Origin of the sequence: Ensifer sp. ENS02, assembly GCF_014851885.1 — a bacterium.
Taxonomy (GTDB): Bacteria; Pseudomonadota; Alphaproteobacteria; order Rhizobiales; family Rhizobiaceae; genus Ensifer; species Ensifer adhaerens.
On sequence record NZ_JACVAO010000008.1, the window covers coordinates 327,590 to 351,072 of the forward strand.

General features: G+C 63.1%; 25 protein-coding genes. 14 read left to right on the top strand and 11 right to left on the bottom strand.

All coding sequences use genetic code 11. The features are described 5' to 3' along the window. Positions 1–6: 6 nt before the first annotated feature. On the top strand, positions 7–1,164 hold the full coding sequence (locus IB262_RS19090) for a GTP-binding protein (RefSeq protein ID WP_112977372.1): 1,158 nt from the start codon (positions 7–9) through the stop codon (positions 1,162–1,164). Positions 1,165–1,209: 45 nt separating this feature from the next. Here the strand turns inward: IB262_RS19090 and IB262_RS19095 are convergent, their stop codons facing one another. From IB262_RS19095 to IB262_RS19115, 5 genes are all read right to left on the bottom strand, one after another. Beyond that, complete coding sequence (locus IB262_RS19095; protein ID WP_034806524.1) at positions 1,210–1,446, bottom strand: sulfurtransferase TusA family protein; 237 nt, start codon at positions 1,444–1,446, stop codon at positions 1,210–1,212. Next, positions 1,446–2,888, bottom strand: a complete 1,443-nt coding sequence (locus IB262_RS19100) for a murein L,D-transpeptidase family protein (protein WP_192493737.1) — start codon at positions 2,886–2,888, stop codon at positions 1,446–1,448. Before IB262_RS19100 ends, IB262_RS19095 begins: the two co-directional genes overlap by 1 nt. 280 nt (positions 2,889–3,168) lie before the next feature. Continuing rightward, complete coding sequence (locus tag IB262_RS19105) at positions 3,169–4,122, bottom strand: acetyl-CoA carboxylase carboxyltransferase subunit alpha (RefSeq protein WP_034806530.1); 954 nt, start codon at positions 4,120–4,122, stop codon at positions 3,169–3,171. Positions 4,123–4,186: 64 nt separating this feature from the next. Next, complete coding sequence (gene xerD / locus IB262_RS19110; protein WP_060518526.1) at positions 4,187–5,143, bottom strand: site-specific tyrosine recombinase XerD; 957 nt, start codon at positions 5,141–5,143, stop codon at positions 4,187–4,189. Beyond that, positions 5,140–5,289, bottom strand: coding sequence for a hypothetical protein (locus IB262_RS19115; RefSeq protein WP_034806731.1), 150 nt, complete (start codon positions 5,287–5,289; stop codon positions 5,140–5,142). The genes xerD and IB262_RS19115 overlap by 4 nt, the downstream gene beginning before the upstream one ends. A gap of 235 nt (positions 5,290–5,524) precedes the next feature. Between IB262_RS19115 and IB262_RS19120 the strand changes: the two genes are divergently transcribed. Genes IB262_RS19120 through IB262_RS19130 form a run of 3 tightly spaced genes read left to right on the top strand, consistent with a single transcriptional unit; the run spans position 5,525 to position 8,545 of the window. After that, positions 5,525–6,115, top strand: a complete 591-nt coding sequence (locus IB262_RS19120) for a shikimate kinase (RefSeq protein ID WP_034806536.1) — start codon at positions 5,525–5,527, stop codon at positions 6,113–6,115. Next, positions 6,108–7,241 carry a 3-dehydroquinate synthase gene (aroB, locus tag IB262_RS19125; protein WP_034806539.1) on the top strand — a complete coding sequence of 378 codons (1,134 nt, stop codon included), beginning with the start codon at positions 6,108–6,110 and terminating at the stop codon, positions 7,239–7,241. The genes IB262_RS19120 and aroB overlap by 8 nt, the downstream gene beginning before the upstream one ends. Next, positions 7,238–8,545, top strand: coding sequence for an HlyC/CorC family transporter (locus tag IB262_RS19130; protein WP_060518524.1), 1,308 nt, complete (start codon positions 7,238–7,240; stop codon positions 8,543–8,545). The genes aroB and IB262_RS19130 overlap by 4 nt, the downstream gene beginning before the upstream one ends. A 15-nt stretch (positions 8,546–8,560) precedes the next feature. Here the strand turns inward: IB262_RS19130 and IB262_RS19135 are convergent, their stop codons facing one another. After that, complete coding sequence (locus tag IB262_RS19135; RefSeq protein ID WP_060518522.1) at positions 8,561–8,842, bottom strand: BolA family transcriptional regulator; 282 nt, start codon at positions 8,840–8,842, stop codon at positions 8,561–8,563. 145 nt (positions 8,843–8,987) lie between these two features. Here IB262_RS19135 and IB262_RS19140 point away from each other — a divergent pair, with 145 nt between their 5' ends. The 5 genes from IB262_RS19140 to IB262_RS19160 all read left to right on the top strand — a co-directional run bounded on the left by IB262_RS19140 (position 8,988) and on the right by IB262_RS19160 (position 14,606). Continuing rightward, positions 8,988–9,623: a J domain-containing protein gene (locus IB262_RS19140; protein WP_034806549.1), complete on the top strand. Its 636-nt coding sequence runs from the start codon at positions 8,988–8,990 to the stop codon at positions 9,621–9,623. Positions 9,624–9,697: 74 nt separating this feature from the next. Further along, positions 9,698–10,693, top strand: a complete 996-nt coding sequence (cobS, locus tag IB262_RS19145) for a cobaltochelatase subunit CobS (protein WP_034806552.1) — start codon at positions 9,698–9,700, stop codon at positions 10,691–10,693. Between the two features lie 105 nt (positions 10,694–10,798). Then, complete coding sequence (gene cobT, locus IB262_RS19150) at positions 10,799–12,694, top strand: cobaltochelatase subunit CobT (protein ID WP_034806554.1); 1,896 nt, start codon at positions 10,799–10,801, stop codon at positions 12,692–12,694. 184 nt (positions 12,695–12,878) lie between these two features. Beyond that, positions 12,879–13,883, top strand: coding sequence for an esterase-like activity of phytase family protein (locus IB262_RS19155; protein WP_112977370.1), 1,005 nt, complete (start codon positions 12,879–12,881; stop codon positions 13,881–13,883). 270 nt (positions 13,884–14,153) lie between these two features. Then, positions 14,154–14,606: a GNAT family N-acetyltransferase gene (locus IB262_RS19160; RefSeq protein WP_162728934.1), complete on the top strand. Its 453-nt coding sequence runs from the start codon at positions 14,154–14,156 to the stop codon at positions 14,604–14,606. 104 nt (positions 14,607–14,710) lie between these two features. On the opposite strand, the gene IB262_RS19165 is transcribed toward IB262_RS19160, so the two are convergent. Together IB262_RS19165 and rpmB are read right to left on the bottom strand one after the other, a co-directional pair. After that, complete coding sequence (locus IB262_RS19165; RefSeq protein WP_112977368.1) at positions 14,711–15,352, bottom strand: VUT family protein; 642 nt, start codon at positions 15,350–15,352, stop codon at positions 14,711–14,713. Positions 15,353–15,523: 171 nt separating this feature from the next. Continuing rightward, on the bottom strand, positions 15,524–15,814 hold the full coding sequence (rpmB, locus tag IB262_RS19170; RefSeq protein WP_034806568.1) for a 50S ribosomal protein L28: 291 nt from the start codon (positions 15,812–15,814) through the stop codon (positions 15,524–15,526). A gap of 387 nt (positions 15,815–16,201) precedes the next feature. On the opposite strand from rpmB, the gene IB262_RS19175 reads away from it, so the two are divergent. Together IB262_RS19175 and IB262_RS19180 are read left to right on the top strand one after the other, a co-directional pair. Beyond that, the gene (locus IB262_RS19175; protein ID WP_034806574.1) at positions 16,202–16,978 is read left to right on the top strand and encodes a DUF3108 domain-containing protein; all 777 of its coding nucleotides are present in this window, start codon (positions 16,202–16,204) and stop codon (positions 16,976–16,978) included. Positions 16,979–17,075: 97 nt separating this feature from the next. Further along, a complete protein-coding gene (locus tag IB262_RS19180; protein ID WP_089044491.1) occupies positions 17,076–17,966 on the top strand; it encodes an EamA family transporter in 891 nt (296 codons plus the stop codon). A gap of 12 nt (positions 17,967–17,978) precedes the next feature. On the opposite strand, the gene IB262_RS19185 is transcribed toward IB262_RS19180, so the two are convergent. Together IB262_RS19185 and gloB are read right to left on the bottom strand one after the other, a co-directional pair. Further along, entirely contained in the window at positions 17,979–18,416 is a 438-nt protein-coding gene (locus IB262_RS19185) for a cupin domain-containing protein (RefSeq protein WP_112977367.1), read from the bottom strand. Then, positions 18,416–19,186: a hydroxyacylglutathione hydrolase gene (gene gloB, locus IB262_RS19190; RefSeq protein WP_112771830.1), complete on the bottom strand. Its 771-nt coding sequence runs from the start codon at positions 19,184–19,186 to the stop codon at positions 18,416–18,418. Before gloB ends, IB262_RS19185 begins: the two co-directional genes overlap by 1 nt. Before the next feature lie 81 nt (positions 19,187–19,267). On the opposite strand from gloB, the gene IB262_RS19195 reads away from it, so the two are divergent. The 3 genes from IB262_RS19195 (at position 19,268) to IB262_RS19205 (ending at position 22,208) form a co-directional block, all read left to right on the top strand. Further along, positions 19,268–20,032 carry a class I SAM-dependent methyltransferase gene (locus tag IB262_RS19195; protein WP_089044490.1) on the top strand — a complete coding sequence of 255 codons (765 nt, stop codon included), beginning with the start codon at positions 19,268–19,270 and terminating at the stop codon, positions 20,030–20,032. A gap of 146 nt (positions 20,033–20,178) precedes the next feature. Next, complete coding sequence (gene hisC / locus IB262_RS19200; RefSeq protein ID WP_112977366.1) at positions 20,179–21,285, top strand: histidinol-phosphate transaminase; 1,107 nt, start codon at positions 20,179–20,181, stop codon at positions 21,283–21,285. After that, a complete protein-coding gene (locus IB262_RS19205; protein ID WP_034806590.1) occupies positions 21,285–22,208 on the top strand; it encodes a prephenate/arogenate dehydrogenase family protein in 924 nt (307 codons plus the stop codon). Before hisC ends, IB262_RS19205 begins: the two co-directional genes overlap by 1 nt. 62 nt (positions 22,209–22,270) lie before the next feature. Here the strand turns inward: IB262_RS19205 and IB262_RS19210 are convergent, their stop codons facing one another. Beyond that, the gene (locus tag IB262_RS19210) at positions 22,271–23,281 is read right to left on the bottom strand and encodes a DUF2125 domain-containing protein (protein WP_034806594.1); all 1,011 of its coding nucleotides are present in this window, start codon (positions 23,279–23,281) and stop codon (positions 22,271–22,273) included. Positions 23,282–23,483 lie beyond the last annotated feature (202 nt).

A 23,483-nucleotide genomic window follows, 5' to 3' on the forward strand; every position in this document is an offset into this window, starting at 1 on the left:
TGCATGATGGTTAGTCCCTTGTCGGCGGTGCCGGTCTCGATCCTTACCGGCTTCCTCGGTGCGGGCAAGACGACGCTGCTCAACCGGCTGCTGAAGGATCCCGATCTCTCGGATACGGCCGTTATCATCAACGAGTTCGGCGACGTGTCGATCGATCATCTGCTGGTGGAAGCCTCCAGCGACGGGGTCATCGAGCTTTCCGACGGCTGCCTCTGCTGCACCGTGCGTGGCGAACTGGTCGATACGCTTGCCGATCTCATGGACCGCATGCAGACCGGCAAGATCAGGCCGCTGAAGCGCGTCGTTATCGAAACCACCGGCCTTGCCGACCCGGCGCCAGTGCTGCAATCGGTGATCGGCAATCCGATCATTGCGCAGAACTTCCGGCTAGATGGCGTGGTCACCGTCGTTGACGCCGTCAACGGCCTGCAGACGATCGCCAACCACGAAGAAGCGCTGAAGCAGATTGCCGTTGCCGATCGCATCGTCATCAGCAAGACAGGCCTTGCCGAAACGTCGGAGCGTGATGCGCTGACGGCGCGGATCCGTGCGCTCAATCCGCGCGCGCCGCTGATCGATGGCGACAGCGCCGAAGCAGGGCGCGCAGAGCTGTTCGATTGTGGCCTCTACGACCCGTCGTCGAAGATCGCTGATGTCGGCCGCTGGCTGCAGGACGAGGCGCACCACGACCACCATCATCATGACCACGGTCACGATCATCACGACCACGATCACCACCATGATCATGGGCACGATCATCATCACCATCACGATGTGACGCGACATGGCGGCGACATCCGCTCCTTCAGCATCGTGCACGACCGGCCGATCGAGCCTATGGCGCTCGACATGTTCATCGATCTCCTGCGCTCGGCGCATGGCGAGAAGCTGCTCCGGATGAAGGCGATCGTCGCGGTTGCCGACAGGCCGGACCGGCCGCTGGTGCTGCATGGCGTGCAGAACGTCTTCCACACGCCGGAGCGGCTCGCCGTCTGGCCGGACCCGAACGACCGCCGCACGCGCATGGTGCTGATCACCAAGGGGTTGGAAGAGGCCTTCGTCCGCGACCTCTTCGACGCCTTCACCGGCAAGCCGCGCATCGACCGGCCAGACGCCCAAGCGTTGTCCGACAATCCGCTCGCCGTGCCAGGCATGCGGTTCTAAATCACCTCAGTAATCGAAGCGTTGCCGCACGGCAGACGTGGCGTCTTACGCGCCCTTGCGGATGAGGAACCGGTGGCCGCCGTCGGCGGGTGCGGCCTCTACAAGCTTGTGGCCGTCCTCGTTGCAGAAATGCGGAATGTCGATCACCGCCAGCGGATCGGTGGTCTCAATCTCCAGCAAAGCGCCCGGCGCCAGCGAAGTCATGCGTTTACGCGTCTTCAAAACGGGAAGGGGGCATTTAAGCCCCCTCAGGTCATAGACGATCTTCTGTTCGTCCGGCATCAATTGCCCCAGATCTTCCAGAACGGCCGCTTCTTCGGCGGCTCTTCCGTCATAACAGGCGCTTCGGCGGCCGCATCGGCTGACGGTGTCGTTGCCGTGGTCACGGCAGCGGCCTGCTGCTGGGCGGCAGGGGCCGGCGCCTTCGCCTGCTTTGCCGTCGTTGCCGGGGCGGCTTGCGTCAGCGGTGCGGCAGTAGCCTGCTGTTCAGGCGTGATGACGACCGGGGCCGGCATCTGCAATTCCGGCTCGCTCTTGGAGAACAGGCTCCAGAAGGATTTCTTCGGCTGCTCGACGGCCGCCTGAATCACTGGCTGCGGAATGGGATTGGCGGCCGGGACCGGGACGTGCTTGCCGCCATCGGTCGCCTTTTCGAGTTCCTTCTTCTGGATCTCGACGGCCTGCTTGGTTTCTTCCGCTTCCTTCTGCAAGGCTATCTTCTTTTCGAGATCGCTCGCCTTCATCATCTTGCCGGCGTCAAGCGAGTTGCCGGTCGGCGCATAGGCGAGTTCGCGGCCGACGCGCTGCTTGGCGACGATCGCCTTGCGCTCGGCTTCGCTCGGTTCGTACCAGACCATGCCGTCATACTTCTTCATCGCCTTGTCGTAGTCGGTCTGGTAGCTCTTTTCGAAGCTCGCCATCGCCACCTGCAGGGCCGGCGGCGTCGACATGGCGGGGCACTGGCCACCCGGATTGAACGGGCCGGAGGCCTGCTGGTTGAAGACGTACTTCTTCTCGCAGACATTGACTTCCGGCGGACGCTTGGTGACTTCGAACTGGTCGTAGCCGACCTTCAGCATCTTCCAGAAGTCGATATTCGGATTGTCGCGGTGCCGCGCCATGTTCTCCGCGGTCATGCGGAAGGGGAAGGCCTGCAGCTGAACACTTTCCTGGCCGCCCTTGAAGCTATCGCGGGCGAGCGCAAAGATCTCGATCATCTGCTCGTCGGTCATCGAGTAGCAGCCCGACGACGAGCAGGCGCCGTGGATCATCAGGTGTGTGCCCTGGCGACCGTTCGCCTTGTCGTAGGCGTTGGGATAGCCGGTGTTGATCGCCAGATAGTAGTTGGAATTGGGGTTCATCTGGCGCGGGAAGAGCGGGTAGAAGCCTTCCGGCGCCTGCCGGTCGCCTTCCTTCACCTTGGGCCCAAGCTTGCCGGACCAGGCGCAGATCTTGTAGGTCTTCAAAAGCTGGAAGCGGTTGGCGGTATTGGCCTTCCAGACCTCGAGCGTGCCTTCTTCCTTGAAGATGCGCAGTGCGATCGGGGCTTGCTTCTGCATCCCGAGCTCGCTCATCTTTTTGACCATCGGGGCAGAGACCTGATACTCGGTCTTGTTCCTGACGGACTTGATATCGACCGATGTCGTCGCATCCAGCGTTTCGTTGGTGCAGCCGGCAAGCGCGGCGACAATGGCGGCGGAAGCTAAAAGGTTCCAGAAACGCATCAGCAGAGGCCCGTTCAAACCCAAACTCGACTAGGAAAGCCCAAGTCCGCGAGGGTGGGCCTTTTAGAGAATCACTAAGCGATTATACTTCACGAATTCTTAACCCTGCAGGGTGGCCCTGCCGATGCGCTGTTCATGACCTCATGAATATGGCCAAGATTTGGCCACACTCCGCTTTGCAGTTGCGAAATCCGCTTCCGCAATCGCGGGCCATCAGATCGGGCGAGGGGAAGGTCGTGGGATTTCCGCCCCGCTCCCGCTTAAGGACTGCCGATCCGGCTTAGAGGTTACGGCCGATATTCAGATATTTTTGTCGGCGATCGGTGCGCAACTGGTCGCCATCGCGTCCGGAAAGTTCCTTGAGCGCGTCGGCGATCACGGTTCCGGTGCGGCCGATGACCGCGTTCGGGTCGCGGTGCGCGCCGCCGACCGGTTCCTGAATGATGCCGTCGATGACGCCGAGCGCTTTCAGATCCTCGGACGTGATCTTCATGTTGCTGGCCGCTTCCTTGGCGCGGGTGGAATCGCGCCACAGGATAGAGGCTGCACCTTCCGGCGAGATGACGCTGTAGATCGCATGCTCGAGCATGTAGACGCGGTTGCCGGTGGCAATCGCAATCGCACCGCCGGAGCCGCCTTCGCCGATGACGACGGTGACGATCGGCACGCGAACGTTGAGGCACATCTCGGTGGAGCGGGCAATCGCTTCCGCCTGGCCGCGCTCTTCGGCGTTAACGCCAGGGTAGGCGCCTGCGGTATCGACCAGCGTGATCAGCGGCAGGCCGAAGCGGTCAGCCATTTCCATGACGCGGATCGCCTTGCGGTAGCCTTCCGGACGGGGGCTGCCGAAATTGTGCTTGATGCGCGACTTGGTGTCGTTGCCCTTTTCCTGGCCGAGAACGGCGACCGGCATGCCGCGGAAGCGCGCAAGGCCGGCCTGGATGGCGTCGTCGTTGGCGAAGTTGCGGTCGCCGGCAAGCGGCGTGAACTCGGTGAAGAGCTCGGCGGCATAATCCAGGAAGTGCGGGCGCGAGGGGTGGCGGGCGACCTGGGTCTTCTGCCACGGCGTCAGCTTGGAATAGATCTCGACCATCGCGTCGCGGACGCGCGTCTCCAGGCGTTCGATCTCATCCGAAGTGTTCACACTCTCGTCTTCGCCGGCAAGCTTCTTCAATTCGAGAATCTTGCCTTCGAGGTCGGAGATGGGTTTTTCGAAATCGAGATAGTTGTGCATGAGATGCGTTTCCGATCATTTTGCGACAAGGGTCTGCGGGCCGAAACCAGCCTGCCCGGCGGTCCTAATCCTGTTTTTTCGCCTGTTTGGCAAGAGGGTGATGGTTTTGCACCAGGTTGTGCAGCCGTTCTTCCAGAACATGTGTATAGATTTGTGTCGTTGAAATGTCCGAGTGACCGAGCAGTTCCTGCACCGCGCGAAGGTCGGCGCCATTGGCCAGCAGGTGGCTGGCGAAGGCATGTCTAAGCACGTGCGGGGAGATCGTGGCGACGCGAATGCTGGCGCGCGCGGCCAGCGATTTCAGATCGCGGGCAAAAACCTGGCGCGGCAGGAACCCCTGCTTGCCCGAGGAGGGGAAGAGCCACGGGCTCTCTCGGTTGCCACTTTCCTCGCGCGCAATCTCCTCGGCGAGCGCCTCGCCATAGGCCCGCATGGCCCGGATCGCTGCCTGTGATAGCGGAACGAGGCGGTCCTTGTTGCCCTTGCCGCGGATGACGAGGAAGCGGCCGTTCTGGGCGAGCACGCTTGCGGGCAGCGACACGAGTTCGCTGACGCGCATGCCGGTCGCATAGAGCAGTTCGATCAGCGCATGCATGCGCAATTTGGCGAGGTGGTCGGTACCGCCGGCTGCCGCCTCGGTCTCCGCCTGGCCGATCAGGCGCGAGACGTCGTCGACGCTCAGCGTCTTCGGCAGGCTACGTCCCTTCTTCGGCGCGTCGAGGATCCCGGTCGGGTCGTCGCCGCGCATGCCTTCGGCGTAGAGGAATTTGTAGAACTGCCTGAGCGCCGAAAGCCGCCGCGCTTGCGAGGAGGCCTTGAAGCCCTGACCGGCGAGATGGGCGAGATACCCGCGAAGGTCATCTGGTGTCGCCCCGGTCAGCCCGGTTCCGAGCGTGCGCAGATGCGAGGAGGCATCTTCGAGGTCACGCTCGTAGGATTGCAGCGTATTGACCGCTGCACCCCGCTCGGCGCTCATCATTTCGAGGAAAGCCTCGACATGGGCGGCGGAAAGATCGCTCATTGGGTCTTGTTCACCCGTTCGGACGGGATCTTCACGGTGACGTCGCGCTCCGTCGGCTCGACGAAGGTGACGAGAGAGATCATCGTGCCGTACACTATCCCGGCAATTACGGCGCAGAAGAACAGGAACCGGAAGAGGGTCGGCATTTCAATCTCCTCTGCATGTGCCTTTCGATCGAAGCGGACGTAAGGATACATGCAGGCGTTCAAACGGCCAGTGCGTTTCAGGCGCTCGGAATGAGCGCGCGACGCTGTGGCGGGTGCCAGACCTATATGAACGCCGCTTCCGCCGAGTTCAAGAACCGTGAGCGGACGCGAGCGACGACTTGACGCTACACCCCGATTTGTCGATACCGAAAGGGAATGGGGAATAAGAAGTCCAATGAACGACGTGATCGAACCGGTTTCCGCAACGCTTGCCGAGCGGGCGAAGCTTGTACTCGGTAAACGTAATCTCGTGTTCATCGGCCTGATGGGCGCCGGCAAATCGGCAATCGGTCGTTTGACGGCTCAGGCGCTTGGCATTCCCTTCGTCGATTCCGACCATGAGATCGAGCGCGTCTCGCGCATGACGATCAGCGATCTCTTTGCCCGCTATGGCGAAGACGAGTTCCGGGCGCTTGAAACGCGGGTGCTGAAGCGGCTCTTGCGCAGCGGTCCGCGCGTGGTCTCGACCGGCGGCGGCGCCTATATCAACGAGCGCTCGCGCCGCCAGATCAAGAAGGGTGGCCTGACGGTCTGGCTGAACGCCGAGCTCGACGTGCTCTGGGAGCGGGTCAACAAGCGCGACACCCGGCCGCTGCTGAAGACCGAGAACCCGAAGCAGACGCTCGAAAACCTGATGAATGCGCGTTACCCGATCTACGCCGAAGCGGACCTGACGGTGCTGTCGCGCGATGTGAAGAAAGAGACGATGGTCGAGGATGTCCTCACCGCCGTCATCGAGTACCAGGACAAGAAGACCCATGAATAGCCATGCGATGCCTGCAGCCGAACGCAAGGTCCGTGTCGACCTCGGTGACCGTTCTTACGACATCCTGATCGGTCCCGGGCTGATTGCGGCGGCCGGTGAGGAAATCGCCGCCCGCCTCAAGGGGCGCAAGATGGCCGTCATCACCGATGAGAACGTCGCACCGCGCTACCTTGAGCCGCTCATGGCGAGCCTTGGGGAGTGCGACATCGACGCCGTGTCGCTGGTGCTTCCCGCCGGCGAAAAGACCAAGAGCTTCGAACATCTGATTCCGGTCTGCGAAACGGTGCTTGGCGCCCGGATCGAGCGCAACGATGCGGTGATCGCGCTTGGCGGTGGCGTCATCGGTGACCTCACCGGCTTTGCCGCCGGCATCGTGCGCCGCGGCTCGCGCTTCATCCAGATACCGACCTCGCTCTTGGCGCAGGTGGATTCCTCCGTCGGCGGCAAGACCGGCATCAATTCGCCGCACGGCAAGAACCTGATCGGTGTCTTCCACCAGCCGGATCTGGTGCTGGCGGACACCGACGTGCTCGACACCTTGAGCGAGCGCGAATTCCGCGCCGGTTATGCCGAGGTCGCGAAATACGGGCTGATCGACAAGCCGGACTTCTTTGCCTGGCTCGAAAACAACTGGCAGGCGGTCTTTGCGGGGGGTAGCGCCCGCATTGAGGCGATCGCAGTCAGCTGCCAGGCCAAGGCGGACGTCGTGGCGGCGGACGAACGCGAAAATGGCCTGCGCGCGCTGCTCAATCTCGGCCACACCTTCGGCCATGCACTGGAGGCGGCGACCGAATACGACAGCGCCCGGCTGGTGCACGGTGAGGGCGTTTCGATCGGCATGGTGCTGGCGCATCAGTTCTCGACGCGCATGAACCTTGCGAGCGCCGACGATGCAACCCGTGTCGAGGCGCATCTGAGGGCCGTCGGCCTGCCGACGCGCATGTCGGAAATTCCCGGTACACTGCCTCCGGCAGAACGGCTGATGGACGCGATTGCCCAGGACAAGAAGGTCAAGGGCGGCAAGCTCACCTTCATCCTGACGAAGGGTATTGGCCAGTCCTTCGTCGCTGATGACGTCCCATCCTCCGAGGTTCTGAGCTTCCTGAGGGAAAAGCACCCGCAATGACCGGCGAAGCCTTCATTGCCTTTCTGGCGGAGTACTGGCTGTCGATCCTGTCAGTCTTCTGCCTGCTTGTGCTTTCGGGCTTCTTTTCGGGTTCGGAGACGGCGCTGACCGCCGCGTCGCGCTCGCGTATGCATACGCTGGAAAACAACGGCGAAGAGCGCGCCGGCATCGTCAACCGGCTGATCGAGCGTCGCGACCGGCTGATCGGCGCGCTGCTGATCGGCAACAATCTCGTCAACATTCTTGCCTCGTCACTGACGACGAGCCTGCTGATCGGTCTCTTCGGCGACAGCGGCGTGGCGATCGCCACACTCGCCATGACCGTGCTGCTCGTCATCTTCTCGGAAGTACTGCCGAAGAGCTGGGCGATTGCCTCGCCGGATCGTTTCGCGATTGCAGTGGCACCGCTCGTCCGTCTCTTCGTCGCCGTCGTCGGCCCGGTTTCGAGCCTCGTCAACGGCATCGTCCGGCGCCTGCTCAACATCTTCGGCATTAACCTGGCCTCCGACATGTCTATGCTGTCGGCGCATGAGGAACTGCGCGGCGCCGTGGACCTGCTGCACCGCGAGGGCTCGGTGATCAAGGCCGACCGTGATCGGCTCGGCGGAGTGCTCGATCTTGGCGAGCTTGAAATCTCCGATATTATGATCCACCGCACCAGCATGCGGGCGATCAATGCCGACGAGCCGCCGGAAACCTGCGTCCGCGATATTCTCGAAAGCCCGTTCACGCGGCTGCCGCTCTGGCGCGGGTCGACCGACAACATCATCGGCGTCGTGCATTCCAAGGATCTGCTGAGGGCGCTGGCCGAACCCAATGTCGAGCCGGAAAACCTCGATATCGTCAAGATCGCGCAAAAACCCTGGTTCGTGCCGGACACGACCAACCTCAAGGATCAGCTCAATGCGTTCCTGCGTCGCAAGCTGCATCTGGCGATCGTCGTCGACGAGTATGGTCAGGTTCAGGGTCTGGTGACGCTGGAGGACATTCTGGAGGAGATCGTCGGCGATATCGCCGATGAGCACGACCTCGACATTCAGGGCGTGCGCCAGGAAGCCGATGGCTCGATCGTCGTCGATGGCTCGGTGCCGATCCGCGATCTCAACCGCGCGCTCGACTGGTCGCTGCCGGACGAGGAGGCGACGACGGTGGCCGGTCTGGTCATCCACGAGTCCAAGAGCATTCCGGAGGAACGCCAGGCCTTCACCTTCCACGGCAAACGCTTCATCGTGATGAAGCGGGTGAAGAACCGCATTACCAAGCTGCGCATCCGCCCGGCGGAAGAGGGCGCTCCGCTGGCCTGATGGCCGCGATTGCCTCTACCAGCGGGTCGGCTCGCCGGGGGCTGCCGGCTCGACGGCGAGCGCATGCAGGCCGGCGTCGAGTTCTGGCTTCAGGAGATCATTGATGGCGCGGTGGCGGGCGACACGGCTCATGCCGGCAAAGGCGCTAGAAACGATACGCACGCGCATGTGGGACTCGCCGGTACCATCGAAGCCCGGCTGATGGCCGGCATGCTGATGGCTCTCGTTGATGACCTCGAGCCGTTCAGGGTGGAAGGCCTCGATCAGCTTCTTTTCGATGGTCTCGGTGAGCGACATTCTTCCGTCCCATTTTGCTGTTTGCTTGGCGCCCCCTCGCAGTTAAGAACCCGGTAATCGCTGGCACGGCGGCGCAAAATGCCCGCACAAAGCCAGCAACATTCCGCTTTGTCAATTCTTGTTGTGACTCCCGCCAAACCCCATAATGAGCGCCATGAGACTCGATTCAAAATACTTCGATCGCATTCGAACCCGGCGCAAGGTCGAGCCGCAGGCAGAGCCGGCGGCTCCCGTCTGTCAGTGGGACGGCTGCGATCAGAAGGGTGTGCACCGGGCGCCCGTCGGTCGCAACGCCGAGGGGCAGTACTTCATGTTCTGCTTCGAGCACGTGAAGGAATACAACAAGGGCTACAACTTCTTCTCCGGCCTCTCCGACAGCGAGGTCGCCCGCTACCAGAAGGAAGCGATCACCGGTCATCGGCCCACCTGGACCGTCGGCGTCAACAAGAACGCGAAGAACGGCCCGACCCAGTCGCAGACGCGGTCTGGCTCTGCCGGCGCCCAGGCCCGCATGCGCGATCCCTTCGGCTTTGTCAGCGAGGCACGGGCGCGATCCGGTCGTCCCGAGCCACGTCAGCGCAAGCTGAAGACGCTCGAGGCGAAGGCCTTCGAAACGCTTGGTCTCGGAGCCTCGGCGACCACTGCCGACATCAAGGCGGCATACAAGGACCTCGTCAAGAAGCATCACCCCGATGCCAATGGCGGAGATAGAGGATCGGAAGAGCGTTTTCGCGCGGTTATTCAGGCCTACCAATTGTTAAAACAGGCTGGTTTCTGCTAACAACCCGGATTAATACAGAAGCACTTTTGCAGGCGAATGCGCGGGTGCCGTCCGGTGGCCGCTCTGGAGACATGATGAGCAAGATTGACCTCGACATTTCCAACCTCCCCGACACCACGATTTCCGTCCGGGAGGTTTTCGGCATTGATACGGATTTGCGCGTTCCTGCCTATTCGAAGGGCGACGCCTATGTCCCGGATCTGGATCCGGACTACCTCTTCGACCGCGAAACGACGCTCGCCATTCTCGCAGGCTTCGCCCACAACCGACGCGTGATGGTGTCGGGCTATCACGGCACCGGCAAGTCCACCCATATCGAGCAGGTCGCCGCGCGCCTCAACTGGCCGTGCGTGCGTGTCAACCTCGATAGCCATGTCAGCCGTATCGACCTCGTCGGCAAGGACGCGATCGTCGTCAAGGACGGCCTGCAGGTCACCGAATTCAAGGACGGCATCCTGCCCTGGGCCTACCAGCACAATGTCGCGCTCGTCTTCGACGAATACGATGCCGGCCGCCCGGACGTCATGTTCGTCATCCAGCGCGTGCTGGAATCCTCCGGCCGCCTGACGCTGCTCGACCAGAGCCGTGTCATCCGTCCGCACCCGGCCTTCCGCCTGTTTGCGACCGCCAACACCGTCGGCCTCGGCGACACGACCGGCCTCTATCACGGCACGCAGCAGATCAACCAGGCGCAGATGGACCGCTGGTCGATCGTCACCACGCTGAACTACCTGCCGCACGACAAGGAAGTCGACATCGTCGCCGCCAAGGTCAAGGGCTTCACTGCCGACAAGGGCCGCGAGACCGTCTCCAAGATGGTACGTGTCGCGGACCTCACGCGCGCAGCCTTCATCAATGGTGATCTCTCGACGGTCATGAGCCCGCGTACGGTCATCACCTGGGCCGAGAACGCCCACATCTTCGGCGACATCGCTTTCGCCTTCCGCGTGACCTTCCTCAACAAGTGCGACGAGCTGGAGCGGGCGCTGGTCGCCGAGCACTACCAGCGCGCCTTCGGCATCGAGCTGAAGGAAAGCGCTGCCAACATCGTGCTCGAAGCCACCGCCTGATCCCACGGCCTGCCGTCCCCTTTGGGAGGGCGGGTCATGACGCTGTGGCAAACCGGATGACGCCCCACTGGGGCGCCGTCGCCTCTGGCTGAAGAAGGAACTGTCGTGAGCTCGAATTCGAAGGCAAAGCCAACCACGCGCGAGAATGCTGCGGAACCGTTCAAGCGGGCGCTTTCCGGCTGCATCCGATCGATCGCGGGCGATGCCGAGGTGGAAGTCGCCTTCGCCAACGAGCGGCCGGGCATGACCGGCGAACGCATCCGTCTGCCGGAACTTTCCAAGCGCCCGACCCTGCAGGAACTTGCCGTGACCCGCGGGCTCGGTGACAGCATGGCGCTGCGCAAGGCCTGTCACGATGCGCGGATCCACGCGACCATGTCGCCGCAAGGGGCGGACGCCCGCGCGATCTTCGATGCGGTGGAGCAGGCTCGTGTCGAGGCGATCGGGTCGTTGCGCATGGCGGGTGTCGCCAAGAACCTCAACGTCATGCTCGAAGAGAAATACGCCAAGGCGAATTTCGCAACGATCGAGCGCCAGGCGGACGCGCCGCTCGGCGAGGCCGTAGCGCTGCTGGTGCGCGAGAAGCTGACGGGCCAGAAGCCGCCGGCGTCTGCCGGCAAGGTGCTCGACCTCTGGCGCGAGTTCATCGAGGGCAAGGCTGCCGGCGACATTGAGCACCTGTCGTCGACGATCAACAACCAGCAGGCCTTTGCCCGGGTCGTTCGCGACATGCTGACCTCGATGGAAGTTGCCGAGAAATACGGTGACGACGACAACGAGCCGGACGAGCAGGAAAGCGAGACCGACGAAGACCAGCCGCGCAGCCAGGAGCAGGACGAGAACGCCAGCGACGAGGAAGCCGGCGACGATGCCGCACCCGCCGACGAGAACCAGGCTGCCGAAGAGCAGATGGAAGAAGGCGAGATGGACGGCGCGGAGATCTCCGACGACGATCTCCAGGACGAAGGCGACGAGGACAGCGAAACGCCCGGCGAGGTCAAGCGTCCGAACCAGCCCTTCGCCGACTTCAACGAGAAGGTCGACTACGCCGTCTTCACCCGCGAGTTCGACGAGACCATCGCCTCGGAAGAGCTTTGCGACGAGGCCGAGCTCGACCGGCTGCGCGCCTTCCTCGACAAGCAGCTTGCCCATCTGCAGGGTGCGGTCGGCCGGCTTGCCAATCGGCTGCAGCGCCGCCTGATGGCGCAGCAGAACCGCTCCTGGGAGTTCGATCTCGAAGAGGGCTATCTCGACTCGGCGCGACTTCAGCGCATCATCATCGATCCGATGCAGCCGCTCTCCTTCAAGCGCGAAAAGGACACTAACTTCCGCGATACCGTCGTGACGCTGCTGATCGACAATTCCGGCTCGATGCGAGGCCGCCCGATCACGGTTGCCGCCACTTGCGCCGATATCCTGGCGCGCACGCTCGAGCGCTGCGGCGTCAAGGTCGAGATCCTCGGTTTTACCACCAAGGCGTGGAAGGGTGGGCAGTCACGCGAGAAGTGGCTGGCCGGCGGCAAGCCACAGGCCCCGGGTCGCCTCAACGACCTGCGACACATCGTCTACAAGTCTGCCGACGCTCCGTGGCGCCGGGCACGACGCAATCTCGGCCTGATGATGCGGGAAGGCCTGCTCAAGGAAAACATCGACGGCGAGGCGCTGATTTGGGCGCATGAGCGGCTGATGGCGCGACGCGAACAGCGGCGCATCCTGATGATGATTTCGGACGGCGCGCCGGTCGACGACTCGACGCTGTCGGTCAATCCCGGAAACTATCTGGAGCGTCACCTGCGCGCGGTCATCGAGCAGATCGAAACGCGCTCGCCGGTGGAACTGCTGGCAATCGGTATCGGCCACGACGTGACGCGCTACTATCGCCGTGCCGTCACGATCGTCGATGCCGATGAGCTTGCCGGCGCGATGACCGAACAGCTGGCCGCACTCTTCGAGGACGAAAGCCAGCGCCGCGGTTCTTCGCGTCTTCGCCGCGCCGGGTGATGCTTCCCCCTTGAGGGCGGTGGAACATCGCCTCCGAGCTGCCAATCGGCACCTGCACGCATCGCTGGCGGCCGAAGTCAATTTACGGACATAGTTTTACAGTCTACCAAGCTACCATGCGTGGCGGGCTCACTTTGAGCGCACGCCGCGTCATTCCCGATGCCCCCTGAAGGTACTTCTCTTGATGCTTGGCCGCGGTCTCCTAGCCCTTTTCCTCCTGGCTTCGGCCTGCCCGGCATGGTCCGCTTCCGATAGCGAAGACCTGCCGATCCGCAGCCGCCAGATCAGTAATTTCGCTGTCGGTTCCAGCGCCACCCGGTTTGGCGCCCTGGAGTTTCTCGGCGGTCTGGAGATGACCTCGTCAAATCCGCTGTTCGGCGCGGTTTCGGCAATCCGCTTTCGTCCTGACGGCAGCTCTTTCGTCGCCGTCATGGATACCGGCCACTGGCTGGAAGGTGCGGTAACCCGCGACGAGCAGGGTCGGCTTTCCGGTATCACCAACCTGACTGCCACGCCGATGGCGGATCGTAACGGTGATGTCGGCCTGGCGAAATGGAAGGTGGATTCCGAAGGGCTTGCCCTTCGAGAAGGCCAGGCGATCGTCAGTTACGAGCAGGCCCATCGCATCGACATCTATCCGGATCCGGGTTTTGCCGGCTCGAAGCCGATCGGAAGCCTGGCATTGCCGTTTCCGATCAGCGAGCTGCGCAGCAATGCCGGCATTGAGACGATCGCGGTCTCGCCGAAGGACAGCCCCCTCGCGGGCGCCATGGTCGCCATTGCCGAACGCAGCGTCGACAAGGCGGACAATCTTTTGGCCGGCATCCTCGACGGGCCACAACGCGGCGCATTCAGCGTCGTGCGCAAGGATCCCTATGCGGCAACCGATGGCGCCTTCCTGCCGAACGGCGACCTCTTGCTGCTGGAGCGACGTTTCTCCTTCGGCTCGGGTCTCGGCATGCAGATCCGTCGGATCCCGGGTGATAAGATCAAGCCCGGCGCGGTCGTCGACGGCGAAGTCCTCTTCGAAGCGGACATGGGCTACCAGATCGACAACATGGAAGGCCTCGACGTCGTCGTGCGTCCCGACGGCGACGTGCGGGTCATCGTCGTCTCCGACGACAACCATTCGATCCTCGAGCGCAACCTGATGCTGGAGTTCCGGCTCACCACCGCGCTGACACAATAAGCCAGCCAACTCCTGAATAGTGCGATCCGCCCGATCGTGTGGAGATCCGGCCAAGCGCCGGTGAAGGATCGAGCCGTCTCGCTGGGCGCGGCTGCGCAGAGGCCCGAACAAGCCCGTCCGATGCTTGACGGTGTCCCGGCAAAGGCCTATTGGCCGATTGTCCGTTGAAGGAGATTTATGCGCAGAGGCTGAAAATTTACCCGCATTCGCGGTTGTTCAAGGCGCCGAACAGGCGTCCCTCTTGACGCATATCTATTGAACGAAAAAACCATGAAAAAAATGGATGTGATGATCCGCGCCTATCGGGCTGCGGATTTGGAAGAACTGTCGGCCATCTGGTTCGAGGCCTCGATAACGGCGCACGCATTTGTCGGCGAGGCGCGGTTGCGTGAACAGCGCCTGTTGATCGAGACCGTCTATCTGCCGAACGCGGAGACTTGGGTCGCCATCCGGGGCGGCGAACCGGCCGGGTTCGTCAGCTTGCTCGACGATTTTATCGGCGGGCTCTTCGTCTCGCCGCGACACCAGGGTGCCGGCATCGGCCGCTTGCTGGTTTCGCATGCCCTGCAGCTGAAGAGGCAGCTCCGCTTGGAGGTCTACACCGCCAATTCGCAGGCCTATGCCTTCTACGAGAACCTCGGCTTTGAAGAACAGTCCCGACGGTCGGAAGACGACGAAGGGCTGCCATTCGAAAACGCTCAGATGCTTTTGAAGCAGCGCTAGAAGGTGAGGCGCGGGGAAGGGCGGCTGCCACCTCTTCCCCGCGCCTTGCAATCGACGCTCGGTCGCCCCTTCGGCGCGGGCCGAGGCGTGCCGGCAGGCGGGCCTTAGGCCGTCTGCTTTTCCGCAGCGGGCATGGGCTTCACGATGCTCATCAGCGCGCCATAGGGGAGCAGCATGACGAGGCCGCAGAGGATCTTCACGCTCAAGTCACCGACCGCCCAGGAGATCCAGCGCGGTGCTTCAGCCGCAAGTACGCCGAGGAGCGGTGCGGTTTCCAGCGCAAAGCTGTCGTTCGGGCCGAAGAACACGAAGAACGGTGCGAACGCAAAGGAGAAGAACATTGCGGTATCGAGCGCCGAGCCAATCAGCGAGCCTGCGAGCGGCGCATGCCACCAGCTCTGACGGCGGAGCCGGTTGAACACCGAGATGTCCAGGAGTTGACCGAACAGGAAGGCCGAGCCCGACGCGATAGCGATGCGCGGCGTGGCGGCGACGATGGAGAGCAGAATGGCGACGATGAAGCCTGCGACTACCACGCGGCGCGCGATGCGCGGCCCGAACTGGCGGTTGGTAAGGTCGGTCACCAGGAAGGCGAAGGGATAGCTGAAGGCGCCCCAGGTGAGGAGATCGCCGAGCTGCATACCGGCAATCGAGCCCGGTAGCGGAAACTGAACGAGGATGTTCGAGGCGACGACCACGAGGGTCATCAGCGCGACATAGATGAAGAATGTGCGGTTGATCAGCATTTTTTTATCCTGGGGTATGCCACCAGCTAGAGGGATGAAAGCAGGGTAGTGCACCCGGCCGATGAAGGTAAAAGCGCGTATCGGTTAAGAAACGTGCGCACGAGAAAAAGGCTTGCCGGATGAACCCGCAAGCCTTTTAAACGCGTGTCAAAGACGGTGCGCTGGCGCCGATTAGGCGGCTTCAGCAACCTTCTTGACGATCTGGCGACGCAGCAGGCGAGCGCGCATGCTCAGCTCGTTCTCGTCCGACTTCAGCAGGAAGGCGTCGAGGCCGCCACGGTGTTCAACCGAGCGGAGAGCAGCTGCGGAAACGCGCAGGCGGTAGCGCTGGCCGAGAGCATCGGAAATCAGCGTGACGTTGCACAGGTTCGGAAGGAACCGGCGCTTGGTCTTGTTGTTGGCGTGGCTTACATTGTTGCCCGACTGGACGCCCTTGCCGGTCAATTCGCAACTACGGGACATGGTACACCTATTCTCTTTATCGCCGCCGGACAATGCGGTAGCGGGCCCAGAGCCCAGGCCGCGTTCCTAGGCCATTATTGGAAAGTCGCGGTTCTATAGTCAGAGACGGCCCGCCCGTCAAGCCAAACCTCTTGCATTCTCGGAAAACCGCGGTTTTTCCCGGCCGATCTGCCCATGCGAAGCGCTGTCCGGGCAACAATAATGGTGCGCGAGACCCATTCCAAGCGGTTTTGCTATGCGCTATTTCTTGACCGAGGACACACGACGGTTTGGTTCCGTGATTGGACCGACCGCGTAGCCGGCGATAGCGAAATGGCGCAGAAAAGCCGTAAACACCCTGCATTTCAGGGTATTGCGGCGATGTTCAAGTGATGGATTCCTAAAGGCATGAAGTTGCGAAATGGCTTTCGCGGGGCAATGCTGCTTTCGGCGGTCTTGTTTTCCACAGCATCATCGGCCGCCGATGCCGAGCATCTGACGGATTACAGCATCTCGCTGTCCGGTCTGCCGGTGGCGCGCGCCTCATTCCACACCGAGGTTCAGAAGAATCGCTACACGATATCGGGGACGCTGAAATCGGCGGGCCTGCTCGATATCCTCAGCCGCACGTCGGGCCAGACACAGGTTTCCGGCGTTGTCGACAAGGATTACCTGCGCGCGTCGCAATATTCGATGTCCTATCGCAGTGGCTCGAAGAGCCGGGCGATCAGCGTTACCTACCGCAACGGCAATGTTGTGCATGCGAGCATGACGCCGAAGCGCACGCCTTTGCCGAAGAACTGGGTGCCGGTCACCTCGCGCGACATGCGCAACGTTCTCGACCCGCTTTCGGGGCTGATCATTCCGGCGCAAGCGCGCGTCTGCCCCAACACCCTGCCGATTTTCGACGGCGAGTCGCGGCTCGACATCAAGCTTTCGCCGAAGGGCACCAGGCCTTTCAAGACGAAAGGCTTCGAAGGCGAGGTGATCGTCTGCGGCATCCGCTTCGTGCCGAAGGCCGGCTACAAGAAGGGCCGCGAGGACGTCGAATATCTGCGGCGACTGCAGACGATGGAAATCTGGTTCGCCAAGGCTGAGACCATGAATGTCTATGCCCCCGTCTATGTCCGCATCCCCACCAAGCTCGGGCCGGTCACGGTCTCGGCGACGCGATTTGGTGGTTGACGCGCGATCGCGTGCAACTAAAAGGTTAAATACCAGCAAGCACCGTGATTTTGACGGCGCAGGTTTCCGTTGAGAGAAATCGCGCCCGGGGACGACTATGAAACTCAAGGCAACTCTGATCGGTTTTTCGGCCATCCTGATGTGGTCGCTGCTCGCGCTGTTCACGGCGGCATCGGGCAAGATGCCGCCGTTCCAGCTTTCGGCAATCTGTTTCCTGATCGGCAGCCTGCCCGGCCTTGCGGTGCTTGTGGCAAAACCGGAGCGCCTGGCGTTGCTCAAGCAGCCGGCGAAGGTCTGGATTACGGGCATTGCCGGCCTCTTCGGCTATCACTTCCTCTACTTCACGGCGCTGCGCAATGCGCCGGCGGTGGAGGCCGGGCTGATCGCCTATCTCTGGCCGCTCTTGATCGTTGTCGGTTCGGCACTGCTGCCGGGGGAGCGGCTGCGCTGGTATCACATCGCCGGCGCGCTTGCGGGCCTCGTCGGCACGATCCTGATCGTCGCGCGCAACGGCGTCGCCTTCGACGATGCCTATCTCATCGGCTATGGCGCGGCCTTCCTCTGCGCCTTTACCTGGTCGGGTTATTCGCTGATCACACGCCGCTTCGAGGCGGTTTCGACCGATGTGGTCACCGGCTTCTGCCTTGCCACCTCGATCCTGTCCTTCGTCTGCCATCTCGCGCTCGAAACGACGGTCTGGCCGGCGACGACCTTCGAGTGGCTGGCGGTCGCGGGCCTCGGCCTCTTGCCGGTGGGGGCGGCCTTCTATGCCTGGGACTTCGGGGTGAAGAACGGCGACATCCAGCTTCTCGGCGTTTCGAGCTATGCAGCACCGGTGCTCTCGACGCTGATCCTGATCCTCTTCGGCTTTGCAGAGCCATCCTGGCGCATAGCGCTTGCCTGCCTGTTCGTCACCGGCGGGGCGGTGCTCGCCGCCCAGGATCTGATTTTGCGCAAGGATGCCGCAGCCACCCAGCCGGCGGAGTAGTCCGAAAGATCGCTATCGGGTCGGCGGCTGCCAGTCGGGGGTTGCCATCTCGAAGGCGGCAAAATCGAAGGCCGGCGCGACCGTGCAGCCGACCAGCGTCCAATCGCCGAGCGAGGCAGCCGACTGCCACCAGTTGGCCGGTACCACGCCCTGCGGCCGCTCACCGTCCCGGATGTCGGGCCCAAGCCGCAACGTCTCGGCGGGCTTCCCGTCCTCGGCAATGCTGAGTTCGAGCGGCGCGCCGGCGTGGTAGTGCCAGATCTCGACGGCGTCGCGGACCCGGTGCCAGTGCGAACGGTCGCCACGCTCAAGCAGATAATAGATCGCCGTCGAATGGCCCCGCGGGCCGCCGGCCGTGTCACGGAAGGTCTCGATGTACCAGCCGCCCTCCGGATGGCGTGTGAGGGCGAGCGCCTCGATGACCTCTTCCGCCGTCTGTGCTTCAGCCATCAGAAGTTATCCTTCCGCTTGCGGATTTCCGCAAAGACCGCGGCATCGTCGGCATCTCGCAGGCCGAGATGGGCGCGAATGCCGGGATCGGCGGCGCGCAGGAACGGGTTCGTACGCTTCTCCAGGCCGATTGTCGTCGGCGCGGTGAAGCCGCCGTCGCAGCGGATTTCCTCGATCTCGGCAGCGCGTGCCTTGAGTTCGGCATTGTCGGGATCGACGGTGACCGCGAAGCGGGCATTGGAGAGCGTGTATTCGTGGCCGAAATAGACGGTCGTGTCGTCCGGCAAGGCCATCAGCCGGCTGAGAGACTGCCACATGGTCGCCGGCGTCCCCTCGAACAGACGGCCGCAGCCGAGCGCAAAAAGCGTGTCGGCGGCAAAGAGCAGCTTGTCCTGTGGAAAATGGAAGCAGATATGGCCGGCGGTATGGCCGGGTGTTTCGATCACCTCGACGTTGCGGCCCGCAAACTCGAAGCGTTCGCCATGACGCACCGTCTTGTCGAGGCCCGGAATTTTCGCGGCCTCGTTGAACGGACCGATGATGATGGCGCCGAAGCGGGCTTTCAACGCGTCATTGGCCGCGACGTGGTCGCCATGATGGTGCGTCGTGAGAATATGGCTGAGCGTCCAGCCGCGGCGTTCCAGCGCCTCTAGGATTGGCGCCTCCTCGGGCGCGTCGATCGAGGCGGTCAGGCCGCTTTCGGGGTCGTGGATCAGCACGCCGAAATTGTCGGTGCGGCAGAGGAAAAGATCGAGTTCGAGCGCGGCCATGGCAGGTCCTCCGGTCAGGAGAGGGGAGATGCTGCCGAATGTAGCGAGCCTTACCTTGAAGTCTACCGCTTCGAAGCTAACATGTTGCGAATGCATACCGATATTGTCGACCTTCGCGAATTCTATCACTCCGAGCTTGGCCGGATGGCGGAGCAATCCGTCACCATGGCGCTTTCGTCCGTCTGGGCGCGGCTGCCGGACGAGCGGCTGGTCGGCCTCGGCTATGCCGTTCCCTATCTCGAGCGGTTCCGCAAGGACACGGAGCGCACCTTCGCCTTCATGCCTGCGGGCCAGGGCGCGGTGAACTGGCCGGTTGCCGAGCTTTCCTCGACGGCGCTGGTGTTCGACGAGGAATTGCCGCTGCCGGACGCATCGATCGACCGGGTGCTGATGGTGCATTCGCTGGAATTTGCCGAAAGTCCGCGCGAGACGATGAAGGAGATCTGGCGGGTGCTGGCGCCGGGCGGCCGGCTCGTGATCGTCGTGCCCAATCGACGCGGCGTCTGGGCACGCATGGAGCATACGCCCTTCGGCTCCGGCCGACCCTATTCGCGCGGGCAGCTGACGGCGCTGTTGCGCGAGACCAACTTCACGCCGGGGGCTACGGCCGACGCGCTGTTCTTCCCGCCGTCGAAGCTCCGGGCGATCCTGCGGCTGCGCCGAGGCTTTGAGCGGCTCGGCCGCTGGCTCTGGCCAGTGTTCTCAGGCGTCATCGTCGTCGAGGCGCAGAAGCGGCTTTACCAGGGGCTACCGGTCGCAGCGCGTGCGTCCCGCCGTGTCTTCGTGCCGGTGTTGGCGCCGCAGGGCGTGCCGAGCACACGCGAACGGCCACGCCTCACCCGATAAGGCGCTGCGTACAGGCGGCGGACCCTCGACAAAAGCCGCTTGCGCCGGTAATGGCTTGACCTCTTTTCCTGCCTATAGCGCCCCGCGCCTCCCAAGGCGCGACAAAGGTCGCTGTGGCACCTTGATGGCCATAGAAAGCTGACCCGATGAGCCTTGCTTCGAAGAGCCCTGAGCCGCGTCCCGGCATCCTTGACATTGCCGCCTATGTGCCGGGCAAGGAGCATGCGCCGGGTGTCGCCAAGGTGCATAAGCTCTCGTCGAACGAAACGCCGCTCGGTGCCAGCCCGAAGGCGATAGAAGCCTTCCAGGCGATGGCCTTCAATCTGGAGCGCTATCCGGACGGCCAGGCGCGGGCGCTGCGGGAGGCAATCGGGGCCGTTCACGGGCTCAATCCGGCAAACATCATGTGCGGCAACGGCTCGGACGAACTGCTCGGGCTGCTGTGCCACACCTATCTCGGCCCCGGCGACGAAGGCATTATCACCGAGCACGGTTTCCTGGTCTACAAGATCCAGATCCTGGCGGCCGGTGCGACGCCCGTAACCGTCGAGGAAAAGGATGCGCGCGTCGATGTGGACGCCATCCTTTCCGCGGTCACCGAGCGGACCAAGATGGTCTTTCTCGCCAATCCCGCCAATCCGACCGGCACCTATATCCCGGTCGACGAAGTCCGCCGGCTGCATGCGGGCCTGCCCGAGGGCGTGCTCCTGGTGCTCGACGCCGCCTATGCCGAATATGTGCGCCGCAACGACTATGCCGCCGGTCTTGAGCTCGTCTCGGCCAGCCGCAACGTGGTAATGACCCGCACCTTCTCGAAGATCTATGGTCTTGCCGGCCTGCGCATCGGCTGGATGTATGCGCCGCCGGAAGTGATCGACGCGGTCGACCGTGTCCGCGGGCCGTTCAATCTCAGTGCGCCTTCCATTGCGGCGGGTGCGGCGGCGATCCGCGATCAGGCTTTCGTCGCAACGGCGGTCGATCACAATCTCACCTGGCTTGCCCGCGTTGCCGAAGCGCTCGAGGCGATCGGGCTCCGCATCACGCCGTCGGTCACGAATTTCGTGCTGATCCATTTCCCCGACGAGGCCGGCAAGCGGGCGGAGGAGGCCGATGAGTTCCTGACCCGCCGCGGCTATATCCTCAGGGCAGTCCGCAGCTACGGCTTCCGGAATGCCTTGCGCATGACCATCGGCTCCGCGGAAGCCAACGAGGGCGTCATCGCGGCGCTGACCGAATTCATGGGACGGAGATAATGGCTCAGCAGTTTGAAACGATCGCCCTCATCGGCATTGGTCTGATCGGCTCGTCGATCGCGCGCGAAATCCGCGAGAAGCAGCTTGCCGGCACGCTCGTCGTCTCCACGCGCAGCGAGGCGACGCTGAAGCGGACGCAGGAACTCGGGCTCGGCGATCGCTATACGCTGTCGGCCGCCGACGCCGTTCGCGACGCGGATCTCGTCATCGTCTCGGTGCCGGTCGGCGCGTCCGGCGCTGTTGCCGCCGAGATCTCAGCGCATCTGAAGCCAGGCGCCATCGTCACCGACGTTGGTTCGACCAAGGGTTCGGTGATCGCACAGATGGCGCCGCACTTGCCCGAGAACGTGCATTTCGTGCCGGGGCATCCGATCGCCGGTACCGAGCATTCCGGCCCGGATGCCGGCTTCGTCGGCCTCTTCCGCGGCCGCTGGTGCATCCTGACGCCGCCCCCTGGCGCGGATGAGGAAGCGGTGGCGCGGCTGCGGCTTTTCTGGGAAACGCTCGGCTCGATGGTCGAGGAGATGGACGCCGAACACCACGACAAGGTGCTGGCAATCGTTTCGCACCTGCCGCACATCATCGCCTACAACATCGTCGGCACGGCTGACGATCTCGAGACCGTTACCGAATCCGAAGTCATCAAATATTCGGCTTCGGGCTTCCGCGACTTCACGCGTCTGGCGGCATCCGACCCGACCATGTGGCGCGACGTCTGCCTGCATAACAAGGATGCGATCCTGGAGATGCTGGCGCGGTTTTCGGAAGATCTCGCCTACCTCCAGCGGGCGATCCGCTGGGGCGACGGCGACAAGCTGTTCGATCTCTTTACCCGCACCCGGGCCATTCGCCGCTCGATCATTCAGGCCGGCCAGGACACGGCGATGCCGGACTTCGGTCGCCATGCCATGGATCAGAAATAGCCTGAGCAGATCAAGGAAGACCGTGGAGCGGTCTTCCTTCCTATGAGGCGTATGACCGTAGCCTAGAGGGTCGGCAGGACGCCGATCGGGATGAAGGCGAGGAACGCCGTGCCGTCGCGCACGTTGAGCTTCACGGTCGCCTCGTTCTTGCCGTTGGCGAGAGCCTTCAGCATGTTGGCGGTGTTGTCGACGAGGTTGGCATCATCCGGGATCAGGGTGACCAGGTTGGCGCGCCAGGCCTCGATATTGGTCATCGTCAGCGAGAACTCGCCAGAAATCAGTCCCTGATCATTGACCGAGAACGGCCCGGAAAGCTTGGCGTTCATGCCCGAGCCGAGGTCGAGGGTGAGCTGTCTCAGCTCGCCCTTGCTGCCGCGAAACATCTCAGGCGTCGGCGGGGTTGTCATCCATCCGGCCCGGTCGGTGAAGGTCAGGTCGGCGGCGACGGTCGCCGGCGGTGCGAGGCTCGGGCCTTCCTCGGGCCGAACGTCCAGTTTGTCGACGCTCAAGGCGGCGTCGAGATCCGCGCCGTTCTGGCGCAGGTGCAATTCGCCGTGGCTGGCGCCAAAGCCAAATCCGTCGCCTTCAAGCGGCAATCGCAACCGGCCCGTCAGGTTGTCGTAGGTCAGCGACGTGCGGTCAACGCCGGACAGGGTCGCGCGCACGCTCGCATGCAGCAACGTCCAGTCGGCGAAGATGTTGAGGCCGGGGGAAGCCCGGATCTCGGCCGGGCCGTCAAGCTCGATCACCGCATGGCCCGGCTGGTAGACCTGGGCAGCGGTCCTCAGCGCTCCGAACGAGGCCGAGGTGCCGTTGCGGGTGTCGTCCAGATGGACCTTGTCGCAGAAGAGGCCGATGCGGAACGGGAAGCCGCGCACGTCCATGTTGGTGCATTCGCCGCCGAGGCCGGCCGCCTGTCCTTCGGCGAGGCGGGTCGCAAGCCGCTTCTCGATCTGGTCGGCGGCGAGAAACCAGCCGGCCGAATAAACGCCGGTGACAAGCACGATGCCTGCCAGGAGCCAGCGGAATTTCCGGCTGACCGGCGATGGGTTGGAGACTGCGGTGGCCGACATGGGCGCGGGTACCTCACTCAAAACAGGATGGAGGCTGCCTTTCGGGTGGCGCCATCGATCCGCAAAACTATTCTTTCCTTCGGCCGCAGGAGGACGACCTTGTCTCTTTCGTGCCGGGATGCTGTGCCGTAGAAACCGAAAATGGCTCACCGCCCCACGCGACCGATCGTGATTCGGCAGTGAGAACAGCAGCGCGGGTTGA